This is a genomic window from Gammaproteobacteria bacterium (assembly GCA_019911805.1).
Classification (GTDB): Bacteria; Pseudomonadota; Gammaproteobacteria; order Thiohalobacterales; family Thiohalobacteraceae; genus JAHJQQ01.
The window spans coordinates 32,421-45,973 of record JAIOJV010000016.1 but is presented as its reverse complement, the minus strand read 5'-3'; the positions used below and the strand labels follow the sequence as shown (position 1 = coordinate 45,973).

General features: G+C 64.5%; 10 protein-coding genes. 9 read left to right on the top strand and 1 reads right to left on the bottom strand.

The window, feature by feature from the left end:
- The first annotated feature begins 12 nt into the window (after window positions 1-12).
- From miaB to K8I04_01020, 7 genes are all read left to right on the top strand, one after another.
- Window positions 13-1,386 carry a tRNA (N6-isopentenyl adenosine(37)-C2)-methylthiotransferase MiaB gene (gene miaB / locus K8I04_01050; protein MBZ0070311.1) on the top strand — a complete coding sequence of 458 codons (1,374 nt, stop codon included), beginning with the start codon at window positions 13-15 and terminating at the stop codon, window positions 1,384-1,386.
- A 39-nt stretch (window positions 1,387-1,425) separates the two neighbouring features.
- Window positions 1,426-2,442: a PhoH family protein gene (locus K8I04_01045; protein MBZ0070310.1), complete on the top strand. Its 1,017-nt coding sequence runs from the start codon at window positions 1,426-1,428 to the stop codon at window positions 2,440-2,442.
- A 40-nt stretch (window positions 2,443-2,482) separates the two neighbouring features.
- Entirely contained in the window at window positions 2,483-2,938 is a 456-nt protein-coding gene (gene ybeY, locus K8I04_01040) for an rRNA maturation RNase YbeY (GenBank protein MBZ0070309.1), read from the top strand.
- Window positions 2,939-2,990: 52 nt separating this feature from the next.
- Entirely contained in the window at window positions 2,991-3,887 is an 897-nt protein-coding gene (locus K8I04_01035; GenBank protein ID MBZ0070308.1) for a CBS domain-containing protein, read from the top strand.
- 105 nt (window positions 3,888-3,992) lie between these two features.
- Complete coding sequence (lnt, locus tag K8I04_01030; GenBank protein MBZ0070307.1) at window positions 3,993-5,516, top strand: apolipoprotein N-acyltransferase; 1,524 nt, start codon at window positions 3,993-3,995, stop codon at window positions 5,514-5,516.
- Window positions 5,517-5,715: 199 nt separating this feature from the next.
- A complete protein-coding gene (rlmJ, locus tag K8I04_01025; GenBank protein MBZ0070306.1) occupies window positions 5,716-6,561 on the top strand; it encodes a 23S rRNA (adenine(2030)-N(6))-methyltransferase RlmJ in 846 nt (281 codons plus the stop codon).
- Window positions 6,562-6,766: 205 nt separating this feature from the next.
- Window positions 6,767-9,112 carry an EAL domain-containing protein gene (locus tag K8I04_01020; GenBank protein MBZ0070305.1) on the top strand — a complete coding sequence of 782 codons (2,346 nt, stop codon included), beginning with the start codon at window positions 6,767-6,769 and terminating at the stop codon, window positions 9,110-9,112.
- Between the two features lie 78 nt (window positions 9,113-9,190).
- Here the strand turns inward: K8I04_01020 and K8I04_01015 are convergent, their stop codons facing one another.
- Entirely contained in the window at window positions 9,191-9,727 is a 537-nt protein-coding gene (locus tag K8I04_01015) for a zinc ribbon-containing protein (GenBank protein ID MBZ0070304.1), read from the bottom strand.
- 179 nt (window positions 9,728-9,906) lie between these two features.
- On the opposite strand from K8I04_01015, the gene leuS reads away from it, so the two are divergent.
- Window positions 9,907-12,492, top strand: coding sequence for a leucine--tRNA ligase (gene leuS / locus K8I04_01010; GenBank protein MBZ0070303.1), 2,586 nt, complete (start codon window positions 9,907-9,909; stop codon window positions 12,490-12,492).
- Between the two features lie 260 nt (window positions 12,493-12,752).
- Window positions 12,753-13,259 (top strand): hypothetical protein, encoded by a 507-nt coding sequence (locus K8I04_01005; GenBank protein MBZ0070302.1) that lies wholly within the window; start codon window positions 12,753-12,755, stop codon window positions 13,257-13,259.
- Window positions 13,260-13,553: the final 294 nt, after the last annotated feature.

The window sequence follows — 13,553 nt, the reverse complement described above, 5'->3', positions numbered from 1 at the left end:
GTCTGAACATCTATGGACAAGCTTTACATCAAGACCTTCGGCTGCCAGATGAACGAGTACGACTCGGCCAAGATCGCCGACCTGCTCGAGGAGTCGCACGGTCTGACCCGGACGCTGGTCGCCGAAGAGGCCGATGTGCTGCTGCTCAACACCTGTTCCATCCGCGAGAAGGCGCAGGAGAAGGTCTTCTCTCAGCTCGGCCAGTGGCGGGAGTGGAAGGACGCCCGGCCGCAGCTGGTGATCGGTGTCGGTGGCTGTGTCGCCAGCCAGGAAGGTGAGGCGTTGCGCGAACGCGCGCCCTGCGTCGATCTGATCTTCGGTCCGCAGACCCTGCACCGCCTGCCCGCTATGCTCCGGCAACTGGAAAGCGAACAGCGTGCCGTGGTCGATGTGTCCTTCCCCGAAATCGAGAAGTTCGACGCGTTGCCGGCACCGCGTGCCGATGGCCCGACGGCGTTCGTGTCCATCATGGAAGGCTGCAGCAAGTACTGCACCTTCTGCGTGGTGCCCTACACCCGCGGCGAAGAAGTCAGCCGACCGTTCGACGACATCCTCGCCGAGGTGGTGGTGCTGGCCGAACAGGGTGTGCGCGAGGTCACGCTGCTGGGTCAGAACGTCAATGCCTACCGCGGCGCCATGCACGACGGCGGCATTGCCGATCTCGCACTGCTCATCCATTACATCGCCGCCATCGACGGCATCGGCCGTATCCGTTACACCACCTCGCACCCGCTGGAGATGAGCGACAGCCTGATCCAGGCCTACCGCGAGGTGCCGAAGCTGGTGAGTCATCTGCACCTGCCGGTGCAGAGCGGCTCGGACCGTATCCTGGCACTGATGAAGCGCAAGCACACCGCACTGGAGTACAAGGCAATCATTCGCCGGCTGCGCGAGGCGCGCCCCGATCTGAGCCTGTCCTCGGATTTCATCGTCGGCTTTCCCGGTGAAACCGGAGCCGACTTCGAGGCGACCATGGCGTTGATCGAGGAGCTGCACTTCGATCAGTCCTTCAGTTTCGTCTACAGCGCGCGCCCCGGCACGCCGGCCGCCGCACTGCCCGACGACGTGGGCCTCGAGGAGAAGAAGGCACGGCTCGCCCGTCTGCAGGCACGCATCAACACATTCGCTGCCGGCTACAGCGAGGCCATGGTGGGTACGGTGCAGCGTGTGCTGGTCGACCGGCCCGCGCGCAAGGACGCCAGCGAGATGTCCGGCCGCACCGAGAACAACCGGGTGGTGAACTTCGCCGCCGATCCCGCGTGTCTCGGCCGGTTCGTCGATGTACGTATCACCGCGGCCCTGCCCAATTCCCTGCGCGGCGAATACCTCGCACTGGCCGAAGATACCGGCAACACCGGTACCGACCGCGCCGTCAACTGGGCTTGAGCCGGTCCGCCACACCTTCCTCATACACCATTCCCGCCTTTGGATCCCAAACCCGCCGCCGTCGATCTCGTCCTGGAACCCGCTGACAACCGCAGGCTGGCGAGCCTGTGCGGTCAGTTCGACCAGCACCTGCGTCAGATCGAGCGCCGCCTGGGCGTGGAGATCAACAATCGCGGCAACCACTTTCAGGTGATCGGCGACGACGGCGCAGTGCACCTCGCGGGGCGCGTGCTGGAGCGCCTCTATGCCGATGCGGACAGTGCCGCGGTGACACCGGAACTGGTGCATCTGCACCTGCGGCAGGCCGATGCCGAGGCCGCGGAGATGCTGGTGGATGCCGCCGTCACCGAGGTGGCGCAGGCCGAGGTGTCCATCCAGACCCGTCACGGCCAGATCCATGGCCGCGGCCCGAACCAGAAGCGTTATCTCGCCAGTATCGTCACGCATGATCTGAATTTCGGTATCGGGCCGGCCGGCACCGGCAAGACCTATCTCGCGGTCGCCGCGGCGGTACGGGCGCTGGAACGCGAGCAGATCAGCCGCATCGTGCTGGTGCGGCCGGCGGTCGAGGCCGGCGAGCGTCTGGGCTTCCTGCCGGGCGACATGGCCCAGAAGGTCGACCCCTATCTGCGTCCGCTCTATGACGCACTGTACGAGATGCTCGGCTTCGAGCGTGTCTCCAAACTCATCGAACGCCACGTCATCGAGATCGCGCCGCTGGCGTTCATGCGCGGCCGGACGCTCAATGAATCGTTCATTATTCTCGATGAGGCACAGAACACCACGGTCGAGCAGATGAAGATGTTCCTGACGCGCATCGGCTTCGGTTCCACGGTGGTGGTGACTGGTGATGTGACACAGATCGATCTGCCGCGTGGCACTCAGTCGGGGCTGCGACATGTAATCGGCGTACTGAAGGACGTCGAAGGTGTCAGCTTCACCTTCTTCAACGCGCACGACGTGGTGCGCCATCCCCTGGTGCAGCGCATCGTCACCGCGTATGACGCCAGTGAGCAGGCCGGGGGTGACGGTGGGGGCGCGCCGCATGGAGCCTGAGCCCGCAGCCACGCTGCGTCTGTCGCTGGCTATTCAGCGCATGTCGACGGCGGACGGTCAGCCGAACGATACCCAGCTGCGCCGCTGGGCGCGTGCCGCGCTCGCCGATCTCGGTGGCAGCCATGCACTGACGCTGCGCCTGGTCGATGCCGCGGAGGGCGCCGCCCTGAACGAGGCCTACCGCCGCGCGTCCGGCCCGACGAACGTGCTGTCGTTTCCCTTCGAGACACCGCCCGGCATGCGCACCCGGCTGCTGGGCGATGTGGTGATCTGCACACCCGTCGTAGAACGCGAGGCACACGAGCAGGGCAAGGCGCCACCGGCGCACTGGGCGCATATGGTGGTGCACGGCGTGCTGCACCTGCGTGGCTACGATCACTTGACCGATGTCGACGCGAGCGCCATGGAGGCGCTTGAAACTGAAATATTGGGCCGGTTAGGCTATCCAGACCCTTATCAGGAGCTGCAAGAGGCAAGAGGCAAGAGGCAAGTATAATCGCCGATTTCCACTTGCACCTTGTTGCTTGCAACTTGTATCTACGAGATTTATGGACGACCGACCTAACAACGGCATGGCGCCGTATAAATCCTGGTTTGACCGCCTGAGTCAGGCGCTGTTGCGCGAACCCAGGGACCGTGAACAACTGGTGGGCCTGCTGCGCGACGCGCAACAGCGTGATCTGCTCGACGCCGATGCGCTCGGTATGATCGAGAGCGTGCTGCAGGTCTCCGAGATGCAGGTCCGCGACGTCATGATCCCGCGTGCGCAGATGGTGGTGGTCAACCGGGATGCGACCACCGAGGAGATGTTGCCCACCATCATCGAGTCCAGCCACTCGCGCTTCCCCGTCATCAACGACAGCCGCGATGAGGTCGTCGGTATTCTGCTCGCCAAAGATCTGTTGCGTTATCGCTTCGACGGTGACATCAGCTTCGATATCAAAGATGTCATGCGGCCGGCCGTATTCATTCCGGAGAGCAAGCGCCTCAATGTACTGCTCAAGGAATTCCGGGCCAGCCACAATCATCTGGCCATCGTCGTGGATGAGTACGGCGGCGTGGCCGGCATTGTGACGATCGAAGACGTACTGGAGCAGATCGTTGGTGATATCGAGGACGAGCACGATACCGATGACGATGCCTTCATCCGCAAGCGTAGCGAGACCCATTTCGTCCTCAAGGCGTTGACGCCCATTGAGGATTTCAACGAGTATTTCGGCACGGCCTTCAGCGATGAGGAATTCGACACCATCGGTGGCCCCGTGGTCCAGGCCTTCGGTCACGTGCCCAAGCGCGGCGAGAGCGTGATGATCGGCAACCTCGAATTCAAGGTGCTGCATGCCGACAAACGCCGCGTACACATGCTGCGGTTGACCGTACTGTCGCCGCCGGACGAGACGGCCGGCACTGCGGGGCAGGGAGTGGCGCCGGATTCGAAGCAGTGACGACCCGCAACGGTGCCACGGCCTGCCACCCGCGTCCCGGAGCGATCAGGCTGCGCGGCAGACGCACCGCCCTCCCGGTGGCCGACACTCGCCGGCCGGAACATCATGTCCATACCTGATCTGCCGCGTACCCTGTGGGTGGGGCTGTCATTGCTGGCGGCCTTCCTGCTCGGTGCGACGGTACCGTTCGCCTTCGCACCCTTCGGCTACTATCCGCTCGCCGTCGTGGCGTTGGCGCTGCTGTTCCTGCTGCTGCGCGGACGCACGCCGGGGACCGCATTCCGCATGGGCTACGCCTTCGGCCTGGGCATGTTCGGTATCGGCGTCAATTGGATCTATATCAGCATTCATTATTTCGGTCACTCGCCGTTGCCGGCCGCCATCGGCGTCATGCTGCTGCTGGTCGCCTACCTGAGCCTGTTTCCCGCGGTGCTGGCCTGGGCAGTCGCGCGCCGTGCCGCCGGCGACGGTGTTCAGCTGTTGCTGCTGCTGCCCGCCGGCTGGGTGCTCGCCGAATGGGTGCGCGGCTGGCTGTTCACCGGGTTCCCCTGGTTGAACCTCGGGTACACCCAGATCGATGCACCACTCGCCGGCTATGCCCCGCTGTTCGGTATCTATGGACTGGGCTGGTTGGTGGCGCTGAGTGCGGGGCTGCTGGCCTGGGCGCTAGTCGGACACGGCCGGGCGCGCTGGGTCGGCCCGCTGCTGTTCGTTGCGTTGTGGTGGGGCGGCGAGCGTCTGACGGCGGTCGACTGGACCACGGCCGCCGGTCCGCCGCTGCGCGTCAGTCTGGTGCAGGGCAACATCCCACAGGACCAGAAATGGGAGGAAGACCAGCAGCTGGCGACGCTGGAGCGCTACCTCATGTTGACGCGTGCCGAATGGTACGGCCCGGACGGCGGGCGGGATCTGGTCGTCTGGCCGGAGACGGCGATACCGGCGTTCCTGCATCAGGTGGAGAACGACTTCCTGATCCGGTTGCGCGAGGAGGCGCGCCGCGCCCACAGCGAGGTGCTGACCGGTATTCCGGTGCTGGACCGCGAGGCCTGGAAGTACTACAACGCCGTGATCAGTGTGGGCGATGAAGAAGACGCCTACTACAAGCACCACCTGGTACCGTTCGGCGAATATCTGCCGCTGCGTGCGCTGTTCGGCTCACTGTTGCAGGTGATGCCGCTGCCGGTGGCGGATTTCAGTGCCGGCGGCCTGGATCAGCCGCCGATCAGGGTAGCGGGCTGGCCGGTGGGCGTGTCCATCTGCTACGAGATCGTGTTCGCGGAGGAGATCGCCACCAAGCTGCCAGAGGCCGCCTTCCTGGTGAACGTCAGCAACGACGCCTGGTTCGGTGACTCGCTCGCCCCGCATCAGCATCTGGAGATGGCGCGCATGCGCGCCCTGGAGACCGGCCGCTTTCTGTTGCGCGCGACCAATACCGGCATCACCGCCATCATCGGCCCCGACGGCGCCATCCGCGAACGTGGCCCGCAGTTCGAGACTGCCGTGGTGCGCGGCGAGATCGAACCGCGCAGCGGCGCGACCCCGTATGTGCGCTGGGGCAACTGGCCGATCGTGATCGGTGCGGTACTGGTGTGGGCGGTATTTGTCCGGCATCGTCATAGAACGAATTAACCACAAAGGACACGAAGGACACAAAGGGATTTCTGTACTACACGTTCATGTTGTTCATGTGGTGCGGCTTGCCGCAGCGTAATCCGGCATGGTGAGGTGCGCATCGTCGGGTTATGGTGCTATCACCTAACCCGGCCTGCGATTTGCTTTGTATCCTTCGTGTCCTTTGTGGTTAAAGACGTGTAACACTCGAAGTACGATGCTCAGCTACCGTCATATCTATCATGCCGGCAACTTCGCCGATGTCTTCAAGCACGTGGTGCTGGTGGAACTGCTGCGTACGCTGCGGCGCAAGGTGACGCCGTTCTGTGTGCTGGATACGCACGCAGGGCTCGGCCGCTATGATCTGAAGTCGGCGGAGGCGCAGAAGAACCGTGAGTTTGCCGATGGTCTGTTGCGGGTGATGGCGTGTCCGGATCCACCGGACACGGTGGCGCAGTACCTGGCACTGGTGCGCGCGGAGAACGATGGTGCCGAGGTGCCGTCGCGCTACCCCGGTTCACCACGGCTGATCCGCGCCCTGCTGCGGTCGGGTGACCGGCTGCTGCTGAGCGAACTGCAGCCGGCCGATCACGCCCGGCTGAGGGCGCTGTTCGCTGGCGATGCCCAGGTGGCCGTGCATCTCCAGGATGCCTATCAGGGGCTGAAGGCCTTGCTCCCGCCGCCGGAGCGCCGCGGGCTGGTGCTGATCGACCCGCCCTATGAGCGCAAGGACGAGTACGCGCGCGTGGTCGCGGCGCTGACCATGGCCCATGCGCGCTGGCCGACCGGCATCTACGCCATCTGGTATCCCATTCTGTCGCGCTCGCTGACCGGGCGCTTCCATACGGCCGTCGTGGCGACCGGCATCCGCAGGATCCTGTGCGCCGAACTGCGGATCGCGCCGGATACCGCACGCGGCGACTTTGTCGGCAGCGGCCTGCTCATCATCAACCCACCCTGGCCGTTACAGGATCATCTGGTGCCGCCGCTGGACTGGCTGAGGCGCTGCCTGGAGCATGATCGGCAGGGCGGGCAGCGGCTCGACTGGCTGGTCCCCGAATAGCTCCTGCACACAACCGGACGCCATGCCCGATGGAGCACCGATGATTCTCACTCACATTGGCGCACTACCGGGGTGCTCCGGGGCACTCCGGAATAATCCCTCCCACCATACCGTCAAGAACTATAATGAATCCTGAAAGTTGCCGCAGTGGGGTTCGCGGATGACGCCCGGCAGCCTGAAAAAGCTCGTGCGGAAATATCCAAGGATGTTCCTGTGGGCGGTCCTGTTGGCGGCTGTCAGCGTGCAGGCCTTCGCGGTTGCCCAGCATACGGTCGTGCTGGGTATGTCCGTCGGCGAGATCCGGCCTTATATGTTCGTCATCCCATCGCTGGTGGGCGGCCTATTCGGTTTCATGATCGCGGTGATCCGGGCATTGTCGTTGGAGGAACAGACCCACACGGCCGAGATCACCGCGCGCGAACAGCTGCTGGAGGCGGAAATCGAGGCGCGCCGGCGTGTCACCGCGCGCGAACAACGGCTGACCTTCGCGCTGGACGGGGCGAGCGACGGTCTGTGGGATTGGAACATCCGCACGGGCGAGGTCTATTACAGCCCGCGGTGGATCGAGATGCTGTGCTATCAGCGGGAAGACGTCGTCGGCACCTATAACTTCTGGGCCCAGCGGGTGCATCCTGACGACCGCCCCGCGGTACTCGCGGCCCTGCAGGACCACGTCATGGGTGAGTCCGACGCCTTCATGCAGGAATTCCGCTTCCGCAGCGGCGCTGGCGCCTGGCTCTGGATGCTGGTGCGCGCCAAGGTCGTCGAGCGTGATCACGACGGCCATGCGCTGCGCATGGTCGGCACCCAGACCGACGTGACGGACCGGCGCACTGCCGAGTTCGCGCTCATGGCCGAGAAGGAGCGTGCCCAGATCACCCTCGCGTCCATCAACGACGCCGTGATCACGACCACGGCCGGCGGCCGGATCGATTTCATGAATGTGGCCGCCTGCAGGCTCACGGGCTGGCCGCAGCAGCTCGCCGTGGGCGAGCTGTTCGCGACCGTATGCGTACTGTCCGAGGAGGAGGGTGGCACCTCAGACCCCGACGCGGTGCAGCATTGTCTGCAGCGGCAACAGTCCGTAAAACTGCCGGAACCACGGTTGCTGCAGGGGCGTGACGGGTCCACCTGTATGGTAGAGGTGTCGGTGGCACCGATCCGCGGGGCGGGCGGCGAGATCATGGGTGCCGTCGCCATCCTGCACGACGTCAGCGAGACCCATGCGATGGCGCGGCAGATCGGCTGGCAGGCCACCCACGATGCCCTGACGGGCCTGGTCAACCGCAAGGAATTCGAACGCGAACTGCAGGAAGTCATCGGCCACGCCGCCGATCCGGAGCACTGCAGTGCGCTGCTGTATCTCGATCTCGATCAGTTCAAGATCGTCAACGACACCTGTGGCCATAGCGCCGGCGACGAGTTGCTGCGGCTGCTCAGCCGGATGCTGCTGACGTGCATCCGTCAATCCGACACCCTGGCACGCCTCGGCGGAGACGAGTTCGGGGTGATCCTGCGCGGCTGCAACGTCGATCAGGCCCGGGAGATCGCCGACAAACTCGTCCAGACCCTCGGGGCGTTCCGCTTTGCCTGGCAGGAACGCTTCTTCGATGTCGGCGTGAGCATCGGCATCGTGATCATCGACGAACAGACCGCTTCGGTGGGTGGCGCGATGAGTGCGGCGGACATCGCCTGTTACGCCGCCAAGGACCTGGGCCGCAACCGCAGCCATCTGTATCAGCCCGACGACGCCGAACTGGCACGGCGGCACGGTGAGATGCAGTGGGTATCGCGCCTCCGTCACGCCTTGGAGGATAATCGCTTCGTACTGTACATCCAGCCGATCGAGGCGATCCGTGGTGGTGGCGGTACGATGTACGAAATCCTGGTGCGCATGCGCGACGAGGAAGGTGATCTGGTGCTGCCCGGCAGCTTCATTTCGGCGGCAGAGCGCTACGGCCTGATGCCGGACATCGACCGCTGGGTGATCGAGCACGCCTTCATGGCGATGCGCGACATGCCGTCCAGGCTGCCGGCGATAGCGATCAACCTGTCGGGTCTGTCCCTCACGCGCGCAGGCATGCCCGAGTTCATCATCGAGTGTCAGGAGCGCTACGGGGTCGACCCGGCCCGCGTCTGCCTGGAGGTGACCGAGACGGCGGCGATTGCCAATCTCTCGCATGCGATCGCGTTTCTGGCCGGTCTGCAGGCGCGCGGTTTCAAATTCGCGCTGGATGATTTCGGCAGCGGCCTGTCGTCCTTCGGCTACCTCAAGAATCTGCCGGTCGATTTCCTGAAGATCGACGGCGGCTTCGTCCGTGACATGTGTACCGATCCCATCGATCGCGCCATGGTGCACGCCATCAACGAGATCGGCCACACCATGGGCATCCGCACCATTGCTGAGTACGTCGAGGACGGTCGGACGCTGGCCGCCCTCCGTGATATCGGCGTGGACTACGCGCAGGGCCATCACCTCGCCAGCCCGGTACCCCTGGACGCGACGCAAGCGGCCATCAGTCGTCCCGTGAGACCCGTTGGCATTGCCTGATTCGATAGTGGGATGGAGAGGGGGATGCCCTGCCGTACCGGGTCCGTGCAGCTACCAGCGGGCGGCGGCCGTCGTATTTCAAAGGCGCGCCCGCGGCCGCTTGAATTTCGTCCCGCCGCAGCTTGGGCAGGCGGGGATGGTCGACGTCGCGTAGAAGTGCATGGGTGCTCCGCAGTCCATGCATTCCAGCACGCCGGCGCTGGTGATCTCGCCGGTTCGGTAGATGCTGTTCGCCTCTATGGCGCGCTCGAAGGCGGCCAGTTCCAGCCGGGTCCTGTCGGCGACACTGAACAGCGCGTCCAGCAGACGTTCTTCGACCTGGCCGAGGTCGAATTTCAACCATGCGGCGAATTCGCGCCCACCGTCCGCAAGGTACTGGGTGGTCTCCTCCAGGTCGCGTCTGATCCAGCCGCCGATCTTCTCGGCCTCTTCACGGGTGACCTCGCCCAGCTCGACCGCCCTGTCGGCGGCGTGGCGGATGCCCTCCTCGAGGGTGGGGATGCCTTTGTCCTCGGCATCCTCCATGCGCTCGCGGATCCATTCCATCATGTGGTTGTAGGCGACCGCCAGATGTTCAGCGGCACGTTCGGCAGGGGAGGGGCGCTGCTCGGTCATGGGTTCACCACCTGGCAATGAATAGGGCAATCGCGCCTGCGGGGCGCGCTCTGGTGTGGCTACAGTTTGAGCCAATCTGTGGGTAAGGGGAAGCCGCGCACGGCCCCGCGGCGATTGTAGCCCGCGCGCCGGCTACTGTATGCTTCCACCTTTGCGGTCAGCCACTTGAAGTGAAGACGATGGAAGAGTTCTACCAGTCCGACGCGGTCGAGCGCGAGGCCCAGGCCTACTGGGAGCAGCACCAGACCTTCCGTGCCGTCGAAGACCCCGACCGCGAGAAATTCTACTGCCTGTCCATGTTTCCCTACCCGAGCGGGCGGTTGCACATGGGCCATGTGCGCAACTACACCATCGGCGACGTGATCGCGCGTTTCCAGCGTATGCAGGGGCGCAACGTGCTGCAGCCCATGGGCTGGGACGCCTTCGGCCTGCCGGCCGAGAACGCGGCGATCAAGAACAAGGTTCCACCGGCCAAGTGGACCTACGAGAACATCCGCTACATGCGGGCGCAGCTGCAGCGCTTGGGGTTCGGCTACGACTGGCAGCGCGAACTGGCGACCTGCCGCCCGGAGTACTATCGCTGGGAGCAGTGGCTGTTCACCCGCTTGATGGAGAAGGGCCTGGTCTACAAGAAGACCGCCGCCGTGAACTGGTGCCCGCACGACCTCACCGTGCTCGCCAACGAACAGGTGGTCGACGGCTGCTGCTGGCGCTGCGACACCCCGGTGGAGCGCAAGGAGATCCCACAGTGGTTCATGAAGATCACCCAGTACGCGGATGAGTTGCTGGCCGAGATCGACGGACTCGAGGGCTGGCCGGATGCCGTGCGCACCATGCAGCGTAACTGGATCGGTCGCTCTGAGGGCCTGGAGCTGGAGTTCGGCGTCGAGGACCGTGAGGACCGCCTGACGGTGTTCACCACCCGCCCGGACACGCTCATGGGCGTCACCTATCTGGCCGTGGCCGCCGAACACCCCTTGGCGGTCGAGGCAGCGGCGCACAATCCGACGCTCGCCGCCTTCCTGGAGGAGTGCCGCCACGCCGCCGTCAACGAGGCGGCCCTCGAGACCATGGAAAAACGTGGCATGGCCATCGGTATCGATGCCCTGCACCCCATCACCGGTGCGCCGGTACCGATCTGGGTGGCCAACTTCGTGCTGATGAGCTACGGCACCGGCGCGGTCATGGCCGTGCCGGCGCACGATCAGCGTGACTTCGAGTTCGCGCGCAAGTACGGTCTGGACATCCGCCAGGTGATCCATCCGGCCGACGGTACCGAGGTCGGCGTCGCCGCGGCCGCCTATACCGAGAAGGGCGTGCTGAAGAACTCGGCGCTGTTCGACGGTCTGAACTTCCCGGAGGCCTTCGACGCCATCGCCCGGCACGTCGAGGCGCTCGGCCGCGGCCGGCGGCGGGTGAACTACCGCCTGCGCGACTGGGGTGTGTCGCGCCAGCGCTATTGGGGCGCCCCGATCCCGGTGATCAACTGCCCCGACTGCGGTGCCGTGCCGGTACCGGAAGATCGCCTGCCGGTGCTGCTGCCCGAGGGCATCGCGTTGGATGGCATCGGTTCGCCATTGAAGAAGATGCCCGCCTGGTACCAGACCCAATGCCCGAAGTGCAATGGTCCCGCCGAACGCGAGACCGACACCTTCGACACCTTCATGGAGTCGTCGTGGTATTACGCGCGCTTCGCCAGTCGCGACAACGGCACGGCCATGCTCGACGAGCGCGCCGACTACTGGCTGCCGGTGGATCAGTACATCGGCGGTATCGAGCACGCCATCCTGCATCTGCTGTATGCGCGCTTCTATCACAAGCTGATGCGCGACGTCGGGCTGGTGCGCTCCGACGAGCCGTTCACGCGACTGCTCACCCAGGGCATGGTGGTCGCCGAAACCTATTTCCGCCAGGGCAACGACGGTAAGCGGCAGTATTTTGGTCCGACCGAGGTGGACGTCGAGCGCGACGCCAAGGGCAAGGTCACGGGCGCGACGCTGCAGGCCGACGGTCGGCCGGTGACGGTGGGTGGCATCGAGAAGATGTCCAAGTCCAAGAACAACGGCATCGACCCGCAGACGCTGATCGACCAGTATGGTGCCGATACCGTGCGTCTGTTCACCATGTTCGCTGCGCCACCGGACCTGTCGCTGGAATGGTCCGACGCCGGTGTCGAGGGTGCGTTCCGCTTTCTCAAGCGCCTGTGGAAACTGGTCGCCGGGCATGTCGCTGCCGGCCGCCCCGGGGATCTGGAACCTGGCATGCTGGATGACGCGCAGCGCGCACTGCGTCACCGCGTGCACGAGACCATCGCCAAGGTCAGCGACGACATGGGCCGCCGCCACACCTTCAACACCGCCATCGCCGCGGTGATGGAACTGCTCAACACGGTGACCCGCTTCGCGGACGCCAGCCCCCAGGGCCGCGCCGTGATGCAGGAGGCACTGGAAGCGGTGACGCTGCTGCTCACGCCGATCGTGCCGCACATCTGTCACGCCCTGTGGCATGAACTCGGCCACAGTGGCACTGTCGCCGAGGCCGGCTGGCCCGCGGTCGACGCCGGGGCCCTGGTACAGGACGAGATCGAGCTGGTGGTGCAGGTCAACGGCAAGGTGCGCGGCCATGTGCGGGTGCCCGCCACGGCCGACCAGGCCGCCGTCGAGGCGATCGCCACGGCCGACGAGAACGTCCAGCGCCACATCGAGGGCAGGCCAATCCGCAAGCTCATCGTGGTGCCGAAGCGGCTCGTGAATATCGTGGTTTGAATGGGTTTGTGTTTTGCACCGCCAAGACGCCAAGAACGCCAAGGCAAAGGCGATTTGAACCGCCAAGGCGCCAAGACGCCAAGAAAATCTGATTAGTGTTTTGGTGGATCAGAGAGAGTGCAGCGGGTCATTCCAGCCATCACTCGCTGTAGAGCCGCTGCAAACACCCCAATCATTCTTGGCGTTCTTGGCGTCTTGGCGGTTCATAACACCTGTCTTTCTTGATGTCTTGGCGGTTTTATGAATTCCGGAGTGGATCGATGCAAATGTACTCGCGTTACCTGATGGCCGGTCTGCTGGCAGCACTGGTGCTGGCCGTGAGTGCCTGCGGTTTTCATCTGCGCGGTGCTGTGCAGCTGCCACCACAGTTGAGCAAGGTCTATCTCCAGGGCGGTGATCCGTACGATCCGCTGGTACGCGACTGGACCCGGGCACTTGCCACGGCAGGTTCGACCGTCGTCACGGAGGCGCAGGATGCGACGGCGATCCTGCAGATCATCGCCAACCGGGGCGAACGTCGTGTGCTGTCGGTGCGCGCGACCGGCAAGGCACAGGAATATGAGCTCTACCAGATCCTCGAATTCCGCGTGCGCGACCCCGCCGGGCGCGAATTACTCGCCGCCCAGCACCTCGAACTGACCCGCGATTACCTCTTCGACCCGACCGATGTGCTCGGCAAGGCCAATGAAGAGGAGACCCTGCGTCGCGACATGCGCCGCGACCTGGTGCGACTGGCCATGCTGCGCCTGGAATCGCTGGCGCGCTGATAGCCGTTGCCCGGCTCAAGACGGGAGCCGCCGGGACGCCAGGGATTGTGAACCGCCAAGACATCAAGAAAGACAGGTGTTATGAACCGCCAAGGCGCCAAGAAAAGGCGATTTAAACCGCCAAGGCGCCAAGACGCCAAGAAAACCTGATTAGTGTTTTGGTGGATCAGAGAGAGTGCAGTGGGTCATTCCAGCCATCGCTCGCTGTAGAGCCGCTGCAAACACCTCAATCATTCTTGGCGTCTTGGCGCCTTGGCGGTTCACACACCCTTGGCGTCCTTGGTGTCTTGGCGG

Coding starts and splice junctions, on each gene's coding strand:
- miaB (MBZ0070311.1), top strand. CDS start 13: ATGGACAAGCTTTACATCAAGACCTTCGGCTGCCAGATGAACGAGTAC.
- ybeY (MBZ0070309.1), top strand. CDS start 2,483: ATGTCGACGGCGGACGGTCAGCCGAACGATACCCAGCTGCGCCGCTGG.
- K8I04_01035 (MBZ0070308.1), top strand. CDS start 2,991: ATGGACGACCGACCTAACAACGGCATGGCGCCGTATAAATCCTGGTTT.
- lnt (MBZ0070307.1), top strand. CDS start 3,993: ATGTCCATACCTGATCTGCCGCGTACCCTGTGGGTGGGGCTGTCATTG.
- rlmJ (MBZ0070306.1), top strand. CDS start 5,716: ATGCTCAGCTACCGTCATATCTATCATGCCGGCAACTTCGCCGATGTC.
- K8I04_01020 (MBZ0070305.1), top strand. CDS start 6,767: ATGTTCCTGTGGGCGGTCCTGTTGGCGGCTGTCAGCGTGCAGGCCTTC.
- K8I04_01015 (MBZ0070304.1), bottom strand. CDS start 9,727: ATGACCGAGCAGCGCCCCTCCCCTGCCGAACGTGCCGCTGAACATCTG.
- leuS (MBZ0070303.1), top strand. CDS start 9,907: ATGGAAGAGTTCTACCAGTCCGACGCGGTCGAGCGCGAGGCCCAGGCC.
- K8I04_01005 (MBZ0070302.1), top strand. CDS start 12,753: ATGCAAATGTACTCGCGTTACCTGATGGCCGGTCTGCTGGCAGCACTG.